The organism is Psychrobacillus syltrankelensis (assembly GCF_055454035.1).
The window spans coordinates 2728605-2744037 of sequence record NZ_CM144227.1 but is presented as its reverse complement, the minus strand read 5'-3'; the positions used below and the strand labels follow the sequence as shown (position 1 = coordinate 2744037).

Sequence of the window (15433 nt, the reverse complement as noted above, 5' to 3'; positions counted from 1 at the left end):
CCTCAGTAATTGTTTGTTTTTTTATGATAAAAGGTAGAGGGCGTACGTCCCTCTAACTTTTATACGCTATAGATTAGTTATACTTTAATATTGGTGAAAATTCAATTATTCACCTTTATTTTTTTTAATAATTTCTTCAGAAATTGATTTTGGAACATCTTCATAGTGATCAAATACCATAGAGAATACTCCGCGTCCTTGCGTATTAGAACGTAAAGACGTTGCATATCCGAACATTTCAGCAAGTGGTACCATTGCACGAACTACTTGTGCGTTACCACGAGCTTCCATACCTTCAACGCGTCCACGGCGAGACGTAATGTCTCCCATGATGTCTCCTAAATATTCTTCAGGAATAACAACTTCTACTTTCATAAGTGGCTCAAGAATTACTGGATTTACTTTAGATACAGCATTTTTAAGTGCCATTGATGCAGCAATCTTAAACGCCATTTCATTCGAGTCAACATCATGATAAGATCCGTCATATAGTTTAGCTTTAATATCGATTAGTGGATATCCAGCAAGTACACCATTGTTAAGTGAGTCACGAAGACCTGCCTCAACAGCTGGAACGTATTCACGTGGAACTACCCCACCGACAACAGCATTTTCAAATTCAAAGCCTTTTCCTTCTTCGTTTGGAGAGAATTCAATCCAAACGTGTCCGAATTGACCACGTCCACCAGACTGACGTACAAATTTACCTTCTACTTTTGCAGAGCTACGGAAAGTTTCACGGTAAGATACTTGTGGAGCACCTACGTTAGCTTCTACTTTGAACTCGCGACGCATACGGTCAACTAAAATATCAAGGTGAAGTTCACCCATACCTGCGATGATTACTTGACCAGTTTCTTGGTCAGTATGAACGCGGAATGTTGGATCTTCTTCTGAAAGTTTTTGTAAAGCTTGGCCCATTTTATCTTGGTCCGCTTTTGTTTTCGGTTCAACAGATAGTGAAATAACTGGTTCTGGGAATTCCATAGACTCTAGAATTACTAAAGCCTTTTCATCACACAGTGTATCACCAGTAGTTGTATCTTTTAAACCTACAGCTGCAGCGATATCCCCAGCATGTACTTCTGAAATCTCTTCACGAGAGTTAGCATGCATTTGTAGGATACGTCCTACGCGCTCACGCTTACCTTTAGTAGAGTTTTGTACGTACGATCCTGCTTGTAACGTACCAGAGTATACGCGGAAGAATGTTAACTTACCAACATATGGGTCAGTCATTACTTTAAATGCTAATGCAGAGAATGGCTCTGAGTCATCTGAATGACGTTCAATTTCTTCTTCAGAATCAGGGTCGATTCCTTTCATAGCAGGAATATCAAGTGGTGATGGAAGGTATGCAACAACAGCGTCAAGTACTTTCTGAACACCTTTGTTTTTAAATGCAGTACCACATACTACTGGATAGAATTCTACGTTTAGAGTACCTTTACGGATACCATCAACTAATTCCTCGTTCGTAATCTCTTCTCCACCAAGATATTTTTCCATTAGATTTTCATCAAGTTCTGCTACCGCTTCAACTAGTTTTTCACGGTATTCAGCAGCTTGTGCTTTAAATTCTTCTGGAATTTCCACTTCTTCCATATCAGTTCCTAGGTCATTCGCATACATAGTAGCAGTCATAGTTACTAAGTCGATAATTCCGCGGAAATCTTCTTCAGCACCGATTGGTAACTGAATTGGATGAGCATTAGCTTGTAAACGATCATGTAGTGTTCCTACAGAATATAAGAAGTCTGCTCCTGTTTTATCCATTTTGTTAATGAAAACAATACGTGGTACGCCATAAGTTGTAGCTTGACGCCATACTGTTTCAGTTTGTGGTTCAACACCAGATTGTGCATCTAGTACTGTAACCGCACCATCAAGTACACGAAGTGAACGTTCAACTTCAACTGTGAAGTCTACGTGACCTGGTGTATCGATGATATTTACACGGTGACCATCCCAAGCAGCAGTTGTTGCAGCAGAAGTGATTGTAATACCACGTTCTTGCTCTTGCTCCATCCAGTCCATTTGTGACGCACCTTCATGAGTTTCTCCAATTTTATGGATTTTCCCAGTGTAATAAAGAATACGCTCCGTAGTAGTCGTTTTACCAGCATCTATGTGAGCCATGATCCCGATATTACGTGTTTTTGCTAAGGAGAACTCTCTAGCCATATTGTATTTCTCCTTTCAATTTCGGATTAGAGTATGATTTTAAGATAAATCCTACCAACGATAGTGTGCGAACGCTTTGTTAGCTTCCGCCATTTTGTGCATATCTTCACGTTTCTTAACTGAAGCACCTGTGTTGTTAGATGCATCAAGAATTTCGTTAGCTAAACGTTCTTCCATCGTTTTCTCTCCACGAAGACGTGAATAGTTTACTAGGTAACGAAGACCTAGAGTTGAGCGACGATCTGGACGTACTTCTACCGGTACTTGATAGTTTGCACCACCAACACGACGAGCACGTACTTCAAGAACTGGCATTACGTTGTTTAATGCAGCTTCAAATACTTCTAAAGCATCTTTACCAGAACGTTCTTTTACAAGTTCGAACGCTCCGTATAGAATTTTTTGAGAAGTACCTCTTTTACCATCTACCATCATTTTATTGACTAAACGAGTTACTAGTTTCGAATTATAAATTGGATCTGGTAACACGTCACGTTTGGAAACAGGACCTTTACGAGGCATGTGTTTTCCTCCTTTCGACGAATGTCTGATTGTTATTTATTTAGTAATTATTTTTTTACTTTCGGGCGTTTTGCACCGTATAGAGAACGGCTTTGCATACGACCAGTAACACCAGCTGTATCAAGAGCACCACGTACGATATGGTAACGTACCCCTGGTAAGTCTTTTACTTTTCCTCCGCGGATAAGTACAACACTATGTTCTTGTAGGTTGTGACCTTCTCCTGGAATATAAGCAGTAACCTCTAACGTATTTGTTAAACGTACACGCGCATATTTACGAAGTGCTGAGTTAGGTTTCTTCGGCGTCATAGTACCAACACGAGTACAAACCCCACGCTTTTGTGGCGAGTTAAGATTTGTAGCTGATTTTTTAAAGCTGTTATAGCCTTTTCCTAATGCTGGAGACTTTGAGTTCGTGATTTTGGATTGACGAGGCTTACGGACCAATTGGTTAATTGTAGGCATCGATTATTCCTCCCTTCATTTGTTCTTTTTAATACCACACATCCAGGTGGTTCATTTTTTGGGTAAAAACAAAGTTTTTGTGTTTTACACAAAAACTGTTACACAGTAAGAGCTACTACTGAAGCACCTAAGCGCATTCCACAAGCTTTACCAAGATCTATTTTAGACTCTACGTAGTAAATAAGAACATTGTTTTCTTGTGCTGTTGATCGCGCTAGTTCAATAATTCTTTCCTCTACATCAAGTGCAATATAAACTTCTTTGACAAGCCCTTTTTTCATTGCTTTTACTGCTTGCTTTGTACCTATGATTGTTTTTTTTGCTTGTTTCACTTTTTCATAAGACATTTTCATATCCTCCAAAGCTACAAGTCAGATAACTATCAACCTTAAATATATTATCACTCTTAGAAAAGACTGTCAACACTAATAATAAAAATATTAGGGAGAACTTCAATAAGATTTCTCCCTAATATTTATTTTTTATTCAGCGCTTACCGCTTCTTTTCCTTTATCTGCTTTATTACTAGTAATTTGAATTTGACGATAACGTTGCATACCCGTTCCTGCTGGAACTAGTTTACCAATAATTACGTTCTCTTTTAATCCTAGTAATTCATCACGTTTTCCTTTAATCGCTGCATCCGTTAGAACACGAGTCGTTTCTTGGAATGACGCTGCCGATAAGAATGATTCTGTTTCAAGTGAAGCTTTCGTAATACCAAGAATTACTGGGCGACAAGTTGCAGGTATTTTACCTTGCAATACTGCGTCTTTATTCGCTTCAGCAAATTGATGAATATCGAGCAGTGAACCTGGAAGTAATTCCGTTTCACCAGCTTCAATAACACGAATTTTACGAAGCATTTGACGAACCATTACTTCGATGTGTTTATCACCGATTTCTACCCCTTGCATACGATAAACTTTTTGTACTTCTTTTAATAAATACTCTTGAACAGTAGAAACATCTTTTACTTTTAATAATTCTTTTGGATCGATAGAACCTTCCGTTAATACCTGTCCACGATGAATCGTATCGTTCACTTGAACTTTTATACGTGCATTATATGGAGCTAAGTATTTACGAGTTTCTACGTTACCTTGAATCGTAATCTCTTTTTGACCCTCTCTAATTTCATCAATTTCAGTAACTATACCTGTAATTTCTGAAATAACAGCTTGCCCTTTTGGATTACGAGCCTCGAATATCTCTTGGATACGTGGAAGACCTTGTGTAATATCGTCTCCAGCAACTCCACCTGTATGGAATGTACGCATCGTTAACTGTGTACCTGGTTCTCCGATTGATTGTGCTGCAATAATACCAACAGCTTCCCCAACCTCAACAGTATCTCCAGTTGCAAGATTTAGACCGTAACATTTTTTACATACACCATGTTTTGTATTACATGTAAACGCTGAACGGATTGTTAATTCATTAATGCCAGCTTCTTCAATGATTCGAGCTACATCTTGAGTTATTAACCCATCTTTTGCAAGAATTAATTCATTAGTAGTTGGATGGAAGATTGTTTTCTTCGTATGACGACCGACAATACGTTCACCAAACTCTTCAATAACTTCTGTACCTTCCATTAATGAACCGATTAGTAGTCCTCGATCTGTTCCGCAATCATCTTCTCTAACAATAACATCTTGAGCAACATCAACAAGACGACGCGTTAGGTAACCTGAATCGGCAGTTTTAAGTGCAGTATCCGCAAGTCCTTTACGAGCACCATGAGTTGAGATGAAGTATTCAAGAACTGTTAAACCTTCACGGAATGATGATTTAATCGGAAGTTCGATAATTCGTCCAGCCGGGTTGGCCATCAGCCCACGCATACCTGCAAGTTGAGTAAAGTTAGATGCATTACCACGGGCACCTGAATCACTCATCATGAAAATAGGGTTTGAATTATCAAGAGATTTCATCAGTTTATCTTGAATAACTTCTTTTGCTCTAGTCCAATGTCCGATTACACTCGCATAACGCTCTTCTTCCGTGATTAAACCACGGCGGAATTGTTTTATAACTTTATCTACTTTTCCTTGTGTTTCTTCTAAAATTTCACCTTTGTCTGGAAGTACGACGATATCAGAAATACCAATTGTAATACCAGCTTTAGTAGAATATTTAAATCCAAGTGCTTTCATGCGGTCAAGCATTTTCGAAGTTTCTGTAATATGGAAACGTTTAAATACTTCTGCAATAATATTTCCAAGGATTTTTTTCTTAAATGGTTGAACAAGATCCATAGCTTCAATATGTTTCTTAATATCTGTAGTTGTAGAAACAAAATAATTTGAAGGAGTCTCAATTTGTAAATTGAAGTCCGTTGGCTCGTTAATATAAGGGAACGTCTCTGGAAGTATTTCATTGAAAATTACTTTACCAACAGTCGTTGTTAATAACATCTTGTTTTGTTCTTCTGTAAATGTTTGGTTCTTAAGTGATGATGCAGCAATTGCAATACGTGAATGCAAATGTACATGACCCGTGTTGTAAGCAATTAGTACCTCTTCTGGACCGTAGAAAGTAGAACCTTCTCCTGTTGCACCTTTACGCTCAAGTGTTAAGTAATAGTTTCCTAAAACCATATCTTGAGATGGTGTAACAACTGGTTTTCCGTCTTTCGGGTTCAAAATGTTTTGTGCCGCAAGCATTAGTAAACGAGCTTCCGCTTGCGCTTCGGCTGATAAAGGAACGTGAACAGCCATTTGGTCACCATCAAAGTCAGCGTTATAAGCTGTACATACAAGAGGGTGAAGACGAATTGCACGACCTTCTACTAATGTTGGTTCGAAAGCTTGAATACCAAGACGGTGAAGAGTAGGTGCGCGGTTTAATAAAACCGGATGCTCCTTAATGACATCTTCTAATACATCCCATACTTCAGCATGCATACGTTCGATTTTACGTTTCGCACTCTTAATATTGTGAGCTAACCCACGTTCAACTAATTCTTTCATTACAAATGGTTTGAATAATTCAATAGCCATCTCTTTTGGAAGACCACATTGATACATTTTTAAGTTTGGACCTACTACGATAACGGAACGACCAGAATAGTCTACACGTTTACCAAGTAAGTTTTGACGGAAACGACCTTGTTTTCCTTTTAGCATATGAGAAAGTGATTTCAATGGACGGTTACCAGGACCTGTAACAGGGCGACCACGACGACCATTATCTATCAAAGCATCTACCGCTTCTTGCAACATACGCTTTTCATTTTGTACGATAATACTTGGTGCACCTAAATCTAGTAAACGTTTAAGACGATTATTACGGTTTATAACACGACGATATAAATCGTTTAAGTCAGATGTAGCAAATCGTCCACCATCTAATTGAACCATTGGTCGCAGTTCTGGAGGAATTACCGGAAGAACATCTAAGATCATCCAATCTGGTTTGTTTCCTGAATTACGGAAAGATTCTACTACTTCTAATCGTTTAATAGCACGTGTACGACGTTGACCTTGTGCAGTTTTTAACTCTTCTTTCAAACTTTCTGTTTCACTCTCTAAATCAAGTTCTTGAAGTAGACGTTTAATCGCTTCGGCACCCATAGCAGCTTGGAACTTTGTACCAAACTTATCACGGTATGCACGATATTCTTTTTCAGAAAGTAATTGTTTCTTTTCAAGTGGTGTATCAGCTGGTTCAATTACTACATAAGAAGCAAAATAAATTACTTCTTCAAGAGATCTTGGAGACATATCCAAAATTAGACCCATACGACTTGGAATACCTTTAAAATACCAAATATGTGAAACTGGTGCTGCTAATTCGATATGGCCCATACGTTCACGACGTACTTTTGCACGTGTTACTTCAACTCCACATCGATCACATACTACACCTTTGTAACGAACTCGTTTGTATTTACCACAGTGACATTCCCAGTCTTTTGTTGGACCAAAAATACGTTCACAGAATAAACCATCTTTTTCAGGCTTTAGTGTTCGGTAGTTAATTGTTTCAGGTTTTTTGACTTCCCCGTAAGACCAAGAACGGATTTTATCAGGTGAAGCTAAACCAATTTTCATATACTCAAAATTATTAACATCTATCAAGGAGCCTACCTCCCTTTAGTCTTGTGTCTTTTAAAAGACTTTCCAAGTAGCTCTGCATCATGCAATTTTATACGGAAATACGGACAGGGATCACCTGTCCGATTTCTCTTTACTTCTTATTCCACTATTCCTACTGGTTCCTCTTCATTCGCTTGTGGCAAAATTCCAAGTGCATCAGCTGCTGGAATATCATCATCTTCATCTAGATCACGAAGTTCAATTTCTTCTTCGTCAATTGTAAGCATTTTAACATCCATACCTAGACTTTGTAATTCTTTGATCAATACTTTGAATGATTCAGGAACACCTGGTTCTGGTACACTTTCACCCTTAACGATTGCTTCGTACGTTTTTACACGACCCACAACATCATCGGATTTAACTGTTAAAATTTCTTGTAATGTATAAGCAGCACCATATGCTTCAAGTGCCCATACTTCCATCTCTCCGAAACGTTGTCCACCAAATTGCGCTTTCCCTCCAAGAGGCTGTTGCGTAACAAGTGAATAAGGTCCAGTAGAACGAGCATGTAACTTATCATCAACCATGTGGGCAAGTTTAATCATATACATAACCCCAACTGAAACGCGGTTATCAAACGGTTCACCCGAACGACCGTCATAAAGAATCGTTTTACCATCACGGTTAAGTCCTGCTTCTTCCATTGTATTCCAAACATCTTCTTCGTTTGCACCATCGAATACCGGTGATGCCATATGAACACCTAGAAGTCTAGAAGCCATACCTAAGTGAAGCTCTAGTACTTGCCCAATATTCATACGAGAAGGTACACCAAGTGGATTTAACATGATATCAACTGGTGTGCCGTCTGGAAGGAATGGCATATCTTCTTCCGGAAGGATACGTGAGATAACCCCTTTGTTACCATGACGTCCGGCCATTTTATCTCCTACAGAGATTTTTCGTTTTTGAACGATATAAGCACGGACTAATTGGTTAACGCCTGGAGATAACTCGTCGCCATCTTCACGATTAAATACTTTTACATCTAATACAATCCCACCTGCACCATGAGGTACACGTAAAGACGTATCACGAACTTCACGAGCTTTTTCACCGAAAATAGCGTGAAGCAAACGTTCTTCAGCAGTTAGTTCTGTAACCCCTTTTGGTGTTACTTTCCCAACTAGGATATCTCCATCACGAACTTCTGCACCGACACGGATAATTCCACGGTCGTCTAAGTTACGTAATGCATCTTCCCCAACGTTCGGAATATCTCTTGTAATTTCCTCTGGTCCAAGTTTTGTGTCACGTGACTCTGATTCATACTCTTCAATATGCACAGAAGTGTATACATCATCCTTCACTAAACGCTCACTCATAATTACAGCATCCTCGTAGTTGTACCCATCCCATGTCATAAAGGCAACTAGTACGTTACGACCTAGTGCTAATTCACCTTGTTCCATAGAAGGACCATCCGCAAGAATATCAAGAGGTTTTACACGATCTCCAACTTTCACAATTGGACGTTGATTAATAGATGTACCATGATTAGAACGTTCAAACTTGTGTACTTTGTAAGAAGTTAAATCGCCTTTTACTTCATTTCCATCGACTACTTCAATGCGACGAACTCTAATTTCTTTTGCTTCAACATGTTCTACGATTCCGTGATACTTCGCAATTACAGCAGCACCAGAATCACGTGCATTCACATGTTCCATACCTGTTCCAACAAATGGAGCTTCTGGATTTAATAAAGGAACTGCTTGACGTTGCATGTTTGCTCCCATTAGGGCACGGTTCGAGTCATCGTTTTCTAGGAAAGGAATACATGCCGTTGCAGCAGAAACTACTTGTTTTGGAGAAACGTCCATGTAATCAATTTGTTCTTTTCTAAATACGGTGTTATCTCCACGGAAACGACCTACCACTTCTTCTTTTAAGAATGCACCTTCATCTGATAATGGAGAGTTTGCTTGTGCTACTACATAGTTATCCTCTTCATCAGCAGTTAAATAATCGATGCGTGAAGTGACTAAACCTGTTTCAGGATCAACACGTCGGTATGGAGTTTCAATAAATCCAAATTTATTTACTTTTGCAAAGCTTGAAAGTGAGTTAATAAGCCCAATATTCGGTCCCTCAGGCGTTTCAATCGGACACATACGACCATAGTGTGAGTAATGAACGTCACGTACTTCGAAACCAGCACGTTCTCGTGTTAAACCACCAGGTCCTAAAGCTGACAAACGACGTTTGTGCGTAAGTTCTGCAAGAGGGTTTGTTTGGTCCATGAACTGAGATAATTGTGAACTACCAAAGAATTCTTTAATAGATGCAATAACCGGACGAATATTGATCAATTGTTGTGGAACAATTGATTGTGTATCGTTAATAGACATTCTTTCACGAACTACACGTTCCATACGAGAAAGACCAATACGGAATTGGTTTTGTAATAACTCTCCTACTGAACGTAAACGACGGTTTCCTAGATGGTCTATATCATCTGTGTTTCCGACGTTATATAAAAGGTTGAAGAAATATCCAACAGAAGAAACAATATCAGCAGGCGTAATGTTTTTAACTTCTGTTTCCACATACGCATTGCTAATTACATTAATTTCTTTTTGCTCTTCTTCATTAGGTGCATAAATTTTAATGGACTGAATGGTAATATCATCTTCTAATACACCACCAACTTGTGACAATGTTTTAAAACCTATTCCATTCTCTAAATGAGGAATTAGTCGATCTAATACTCGTCGATCGATAAGAGTACCTGCTTCAACTAAAATCTCACCTGTTTCAGGATCCACTAGCGTTTCTGCTATCGTTTGGTTAAATAAACGATTCTTTATATGCAATTTTTTGTTCATTTTGTAGCGACCTACATTAGCTAAATCATAGCGTTTTGGGTCAAAAAAGCGCGAATATAGTAAGCTCTTTGCACTTTCAACTGTCGGTGGTTCACCTGGACGTAGACGCTCATAGATTTCAAGTAACGCTTTTTCAGACGTTTCAGTGTTATCTTTTTCAAGCGTATTACGTAAGTATTCATTATCACCAATTAGATCAATGATTTCTTGATCTGATCCAAAGCCTAATGCGCGAAGTAAAACAGTAACCGGTAATTTACGAGTACGATCGATTCGAACGTATACGACATCTTTAGCGTCTATTTCATATTCTAGCCACGCACCACGGTTTGGAATAACTGTAGCTCCAAAGCCTTTTTTACCATTTTTGTCTGTTTTGTCATGGAAGTAAACACTTGGTGAACGGACTAACTGAGATACGATAACGCGCTCAGCACCATTGATTACGAAAGTACCTGTTTCTGTCATCAGTGGGAAATCACCCATGAATACATCTTGTTCTTTCACTTCGTCCGTTTCTTTGTTGTGGAGACGTACTTTTACGCGTAATGGTGCAGCGTATGTTGCGTCACGTTCTTTTGATTCGTCGACGGAATATTTCGGTTCATTTAAACTATAGTCGACAAATTCAAGTGATAGATTGCCTGTAAAGTCCTCGATTGGTGAAATATCTTTAAACATTTCACGTAAACCTTCTTCAAGGAACCATTCGTAAGATGCCGTTTGAATTTCGATTAGATTCGGAAGTTCAAGCACCTCACTAATACGCGCAAAACTTCTGCGTTGGCGGTGTTGTCCGTACTGAACTAGTTGACCTGTCAACTCATTCACCCCTCAATAAAGCGATAATAGGTCTTTCCCATATCAACAAATTAGTGTATGATATCGAAAAGACAAAAAGAAAACGAGTTCTAAATAAGAGCTCATTTTTAAATAACGAAACTTTTCTTTCGGCCAGTATACCCTTATTTATTACCTTTATTCAAAAAGGCATACGTCCTCAAAATAATATTTTTGCATTTTATTATAATATCATAGCGATTTTGTCAAGTCAATCTTTTGTAGCTTTTAAAATCCAGTAACCTTTTACTTTTTCTACTATTTCCACTTGACCAAAAATCTCTTCTAAATAGCCAAAAGTAGATGGTGCCCCTTGTTTCTTTTGAATCACAACCCACAATTCTCCCTTTGAAACCAAATTTTCATGAGATTCCTTGTAAAAACGAAAAATAGTTTCTTTTCCAGCGCGAATCGGTGGATTAGTTAATATAGCCGCAAAGTTTGCAGTCTGAACCGCTGACAACCCATCACTTTCATAGATTCGTACATTTTGTATCCCGTTAGCAGCAGCATTTTTTTCTGCAAGTTGGATAGCACGTGTGTTAACATCTACTAAATGAACTGTTCTTCCTTCATTTGCTTTCGCAATAGACAGACCAATCGGACCGTATCCACAACCTATATCTAAAAAATCTCCTTCTAGTTCAGGTGTTTCAAAAGCATCGATTAATACACGGGAGCCAAAATCTACTTCGCTCTTACTAAAGACACCAGCATCTGTTTCAAATCGAAAGTCATTTCCAAGCAAAGTAAAATTCCAGTGACGTGGCTTACTTTCCGTTTGAGGTTTTCTAGAGTAATAGTGATCAGACACCGAATAACCCTCCATAATACATACGAAGAAAAGCCCGTCGTTAACTGACGAGCTTTTTTCTTCGAACTGTACAAAAATTACTTAACTTCTACGTTAGCGCCAACTTCTTCAAGTTGAGCTTTAATAGCTTCAGCGTCTTCTTTAGATACGCCTTCTTTAAGTGCTTTTGGTGCGTTATCTACTACTTCTTTAGCTTCTTTTAAGCCAAGTCCAGTGATTTCACGAACAACTTTGATTACTTTAATTTTTTGATCTCCTGCAGAAGCAAGGATTACATCAAATTCAGTTTGCTCTTCAGCTGCAGCAGCACCGCCACCTGCAACCATTGCTACTGGAGCAGCAGCAGTTACACCAAATTCTTCTTCGATTGCTTTTACTAAGTCGTTTAATTCAAGAACTGTCATTTCTTTGATAGCTTCTAAGATTGCGTCTTTATTCATTTTATTTTCCTCCTATAATGGATATTTTAGGCTATTTGCCCTTTTTTAATTGTTAGGTCGCGTAATAAATTATGCGCCTTGTTCTTCTTTTTGTTCTGCAACAGCTTTTGTTGCAAGCGCGAAGTTGCGCATTGGAGCTTGAAGTACTGATAGAAGCATAGATAGAAGACCTTCGCGTGATGGAAGTTCTGCTAATGCTTTCACGTCTTCAGCAGATGCTACAGTACCTTCGATGATACCAGCTTTAATTTCAAGTTGTTCGTTCTTTTTAGCAAAATCATTAATGATTTTTGCAGGAGCAACTACATCTTCGTTTGAAAATGCTACTGCGTTTGGTCCAACAAGGTGTTCGTTGATTCCATCCACACCAACAATTTCAGTAGCACGGCGTGTAAGAGAGTTTTTGTAAACTTTGAATTCCACACCAGCTTCACGAAGTTGTTTACGTAGTTCAGTTACTTGCGCAACATTTAAACCACGATAGTCAACTACTACTACTGAAGCAGCAGCTTTAAACTTTTCTGCAATGTCTTGAACTTGCACTTTTTTTGTTTCGATCGCTTTGTTCATTTTGGCACCTCCTATAAGAATTGGCCATTTATACCGACAAAAGAAAAGCCTCTGATATCTACGGATAGACACAGAGGCAGAAAGTCATCATCTTAAGAAGAATCTGAATTTGCTTGTCCTCGGTAGGATATTAAGTGACATGTCACTCCTACTGTCTTCGGTACAAATGTATATTTCACAACAAAAGTCATCTTAACAGATAGACTTTTAGTTGTCAATTATTATTTTACTGATTGAACATCAACTTTTACAGCTGGTCCCATAGTAGTTGTTACATTAACAGACTTCATGTAAATACCTTTTGAAGCAGCAGGTTTTGCTTTTTGAACTACTTCAAATACTGCCATGAAGTTTTCTACTAATTTGTCGTCTTCGAAAGAAACTTTACCGATAGGAGCGTGAATGATACCAGCTTTTTCAGCACGGTATTCTACTTTACCAGCTTTAATTTCTTCGATCGCTTTAGTTACATCAAATGTAACTGTACCTGTTTTTGGGTTTGGCATTAAGCCTTTTGGTCCAAGTACACGACCGATTTTACCAACTTCACCCATCATATCTGGAGTCGCTACGATAACATCGAAATCGAACCATCCTTGTTGGATTTTATTGATATACTCAACATCACCTGCATAGTCTGCACCTGCAGCTTCTGCTTCTTTTAATTTTTCACCTTTAGCGAATACTAATACGCGTTGAGTTTTACCAGTTCCGTTTGGAAGCACAACTGCCCCACGGATTTGTTGGTCATTTTTACGAGTATCAATTCCTAAACGGAAAGCAACTTCTACAGTTGCATCGAAATTAACTGTGCTAGTTTTTTTAGCAAGTTCGATCGCTTCTTTAACTGAGTATAACGCGTTACGGTCAACTAATTTTGAAGCCTCTTGAATTTTTTTACCTTTGTTAGTCATTTAAAATGTCCTCCTTGATAGTGGTTTTAGCGGAATAAACCTCCCACGTGTAAAGGTTGTAGTTATTCTAAGGAACAACTACAACCTTCCAAAAAACAAATGCATTATATTAAAATGCACATTAAATATTAGTCTTCGATTGTAATACCCATGCTACGTGCAGTACCTTCAACCATCAACATAGCTGCTTCAACAGACGCTGCATTTAAATCTGGCATTTTTTGTTCTGCGATTTCGCGAACTTTATCACGTTTCACCATTGCCACTTTTACGCGGTTTGGTTCACCTGATCCAGATTGAATACCAGCTGCTACTTTAAGTAACACTGCTGCCGGCGGAGTTTTTGTAATGAAAGTAAATGAACGATCTTCAAATACAGAAATTTCAACCGGAATGATTAGACCTGCTTGATCTGCAGTACGTGCGTTGAACTCCTTACAGAATCCCATGATATTAACACCCGCTTGTCCTAATGCAGGACCAACCGGTGGCGCTGGGTTTGCTTTACCAGCAGGAATTTGTAATTTAACAACTTTAATCACTTTTTTAGCCACGAGACACACCTCCTTAAGTCCGTGATGTGGTAATTGGGTTGCCCCTCCCACTCAAATATCTGTCTCTCAACAAATTGTTGAAAACATTATAAAATTTCATGCAGACTGATTTTCAGTCTGACCTTTGAAATGATACCACTTTTTTCAACCTTTAGCAAGTAACTTATAAAATTATATTTTCGTTACTTGATCAAAGTCTAATTCCATATTTGTTTCTCGACCAAACATATCGACGGAAACAGTTACTTTTCCTTTAGCAGAGTCAATTACTTCTACTTTTCCTTGGAAGTGAGCAAACGGTCCTTCTAATACTTCAACCAATTCACCTACTGCAAAGTCAACTTCTACTCTTGCTTCATTGCTACCCATTTGTTTCAACATAGATTGTACTTCCTCTGGAGCTAAAGGTGTTGGTTTTGTTCCTCCACCTGAAGAGCCAAGAAAGCCAGTTACACCTGGTGTATTTCTTACAACATACCAAGCGTCATCTGTCATAATCAGTTCAACGAATACGTAACCAGGGAAAGTTTTTCTCGAAACGACACGTTTTTTTCCATCTTTAAAATCTGTTTCTTCCTGTTCAGGGATATATACTCGAAAAATTTTATCTGACATTCCCATTGTTTCTACGCGCTTTTCTAAATTTGCTTTTACTTTATTTTCATACCCAGAGTAAGTATGAACGACATACCAATTTTTTTCCATAGTGCAGGACTAAAACGTCCTTCCCTCCTTTTCTAAGACAAATGAAAAAACCCGTTCGTTTTGTAAGACGGGCTATTTTCAAAAAAATATTTACATGATGCTTTTTATAAATCTAAATACCAACGGAAAAGTTGTGAAATTCCTAAATCCACCAAACCAAAGAATACAGCCATAACTATCACAGTTGCAAGCACAACCACTGTATATCTTGTAAGCTCTTTCTTTCTAGGCCAACTTACTTTTCTCATTTCGGACATTACGTTTTTAAAGAATCCCCCAACATTAGCCATTAGCTAAACCTCCACACGGAAAATCTATCTTACTTACATACTCACAATGTTTGTTTGTGAAGTGTATGTGCGTTACAATGCGTACAATATTTTTTTCTTTCTATACGAATAGATGCGCTCTCTTTTGATGTATTAACCGTATAATTTCGGTGACCACATTGTGCACAACTCAAGACAATTTTCTTTGTCATTTTCTCAC

14 protein-coding genes and 1 other annotated feature are annotated in these 15433 nt (G+C 38.3%); all 14 genes read right to left on the bottom strand.

Annotated elements, in window-relative coordinates; translation table 11 throughout:
- Positions 1 to 105: 105 nt before the first annotated feature.
- The 14 genes from fusA to rpmG all read right to left on the bottom strand — a co-directional run bounded on the left by fusA (position 106) and on the right by rpmG (position 15425).
- On the bottom strand, positions 106 to 2184 hold the full coding sequence (fusA, locus tag ACTSKG_RS13265) for an elongation factor G (RefSeq protein WP_464755061.1): 2079 nt from the start codon (positions 2182 to 2184) through the stop codon (positions 106 to 108).
- A 51-nt stretch (positions 2185 to 2235) separates the two neighbouring features.
- Positions 2236 to 2706, bottom strand: coding sequence for a 30S ribosomal protein S7 (gene rpsG, locus ACTSKG_RS13260; RefSeq protein ID WP_093274830.1), 471 nt, complete (start codon positions 2704 to 2706; stop codon positions 2236 to 2238).
- A 47-nt stretch (positions 2707 to 2753) separates the two neighbouring features.
- A complete protein-coding gene (rpsL, locus tag ACTSKG_RS13255; protein WP_151701740.1) occupies positions 2754 to 3173 on the bottom strand; it encodes a 30S ribosomal protein S12 in 420 nt (139 codons plus the stop codon).
- Between the two features lie 98 nt (positions 3174 to 3271).
- Positions 3272 to 3520, bottom strand: coding sequence for a ribosomal L7Ae/L30e/S12e/Gadd45 family protein (locus ACTSKG_RS13250; protein WP_464755060.1), 249 nt, complete (start codon positions 3518 to 3520; stop codon positions 3272 to 3274).
- A gap of 135 nt (positions 3521 to 3655) precedes the next feature.
- On the bottom strand, positions 3656 to 7258 hold the full coding sequence (gene rpoC / locus ACTSKG_RS13245; protein ID WP_387584579.1) for a DNA-directed RNA polymerase subunit beta': 3603 nt from the start codon (positions 7256 to 7258) through the stop codon (positions 3656 to 3658).
- A gap of 116 nt (positions 7259 to 7374) precedes the next feature.
- Positions 7375 to 10929, bottom strand: a complete 3555-nt coding sequence (gene rpoB / locus ACTSKG_RS13240) for a DNA-directed RNA polymerase subunit beta (protein WP_464755059.1) — start codon at positions 10927 to 10929, stop codon at positions 7375 to 7377.
- A gap of 229 nt (positions 10930 to 11158) precedes the next feature.
- Complete coding sequence (locus ACTSKG_RS13235) at positions 11159 to 11761, bottom strand: class I SAM-dependent methyltransferase (protein WP_464755058.1); 603 nt, start codon at positions 11759 to 11761, stop codon at positions 11159 to 11161.
- 77 nt (positions 11762 to 11838) lie between these two features.
- Positions 11839 to 12201: a 50S ribosomal protein L7/L12 gene (gene rplL, locus ACTSKG_RS13230; protein WP_464755057.1), complete on the bottom strand. Its 363-nt coding sequence runs from the start codon at positions 12199 to 12201 to the stop codon at positions 11839 to 11841.
- A gap of 69 nt (positions 12202 to 12270) precedes the next feature.
- Positions 12271 to 12771 (bottom strand): 50S ribosomal protein L10, encoded by a 501-nt coding sequence (gene rplJ, locus ACTSKG_RS13225; RefSeq protein WP_464755056.1) that lies wholly within the window; start codon positions 12769 to 12771, stop codon positions 12271 to 12273.
- A gap of 32 nt (positions 12772 to 12803) precedes the next feature.
- Positions 12804 to 12950: a sequence feature (ribosomal protein L10 leader region), on the bottom strand.
- 42 nt (positions 12951 to 12992) lie between these two features.
- On the bottom strand, positions 12993 to 13685 hold the full coding sequence (gene rplA, locus ACTSKG_RS13220) for a 50S ribosomal protein L1 (RefSeq protein WP_464755055.1): 693 nt from the start codon (positions 13683 to 13685) through the stop codon (positions 12993 to 12995).
- 128 nt (positions 13686 to 13813) lie between these two features.
- Complete coding sequence (gene rplK, locus ACTSKG_RS13215; protein WP_464755054.1) at positions 13814 to 14239, bottom strand: 50S ribosomal protein L11; 426 nt, start codon at positions 14237 to 14239, stop codon at positions 13814 to 13816.
- Positions 14240 to 14410: 171 nt separating this feature from the next.
- Positions 14411 to 14944, bottom strand: a complete 534-nt coding sequence (gene nusG / locus ACTSKG_RS13210) for a transcription termination/antitermination protein NusG (RefSeq protein WP_464755053.1) — start codon at positions 14942 to 14944, stop codon at positions 14411 to 14413.
- A 104-nt stretch (positions 14945 to 15048) separates the two neighbouring features.
- Entirely contained in the window at positions 15049 to 15234 is a 186-nt protein-coding gene (gene secE / locus ACTSKG_RS13205) for a preprotein translocase subunit SecE (protein WP_464755052.1), read from the bottom strand.
- 41 nt (positions 15235 to 15275) lie between these two features.
- Positions 15276 to 15425, bottom strand: coding sequence for a 50S ribosomal protein L33 (rpmG, locus tag ACTSKG_RS13200; RefSeq protein ID WP_387584566.1), 150 nt, complete (start codon positions 15423 to 15425; stop codon positions 15276 to 15278).
- Positions 15426 to 15433: the final 8 nt, after the last annotated feature.

Excerpts from the sequence above, each read along its gene's own strand:
- fusA (WP_464755061.1), bottom strand. The coding sequence starts at position 2,184 with ATGGCTAGAGAGTTCTCCTTAGCAAAAACACGTAATATCGGGATCATG.
- rpsG (WP_093274830.1), bottom strand. The coding sequence starts at position 2,706 with ATGCCTCGTAAAGGTCCTGTTTCCAAACGTGACGTGTTACCAGATCCA.
- rpsL (WP_151701740.1), bottom strand. The coding sequence starts at position 3,173 with ATGCCTACAATTAACCAATTGGTCCGTAAGCCTCGTCAATCCAAAATC.
- ACTSKG_RS13250 (WP_464755060.1), bottom strand. The coding sequence starts at position 3,520 with ATGTCTTATGAAAAAGTGAAACAAGCAAAAAAAACAATCATAGGTACA.
- rplL (WP_464755057.1), bottom strand. The coding sequence starts at position 12,201 with ATGAATAAAGACGCAATCTTAGAAGCTATCAAAGAAATGACAGTTCTT.
- rplJ (WP_464755056.1), bottom strand. The coding sequence starts at position 12,771 with ATGAACAAAGCGATCGAAACAAAAAAAGTGCAAGTTCAAGACATTGCA.
- rplA (WP_464755055.1), bottom strand. The coding sequence starts at position 13,685 with ATGACTAACAAAGGTAAAAAAATTCAAGAGGCTTCAAAATTAGTTGAC.
- nusG (WP_464755053.1), bottom strand. The coding sequence starts at position 14,944 with ATGGAAAAAAATTGGTATGTCGTTCATACTTACTCTGGGTATGAAAAT.
- secE (WP_464755052.1), bottom strand. The coding sequence starts at position 15,234 with ATGGCTAATGTTGGGGGATTCTTTAAAAACGTAATGTCCGAAATGAGA.
- rpmG (WP_387584566.1), bottom strand. The coding sequence starts at position 15,425 with ATGACAAAGAAAATTGTCTTGAGTTGTGCACAATGTGGTCACCGAAAT.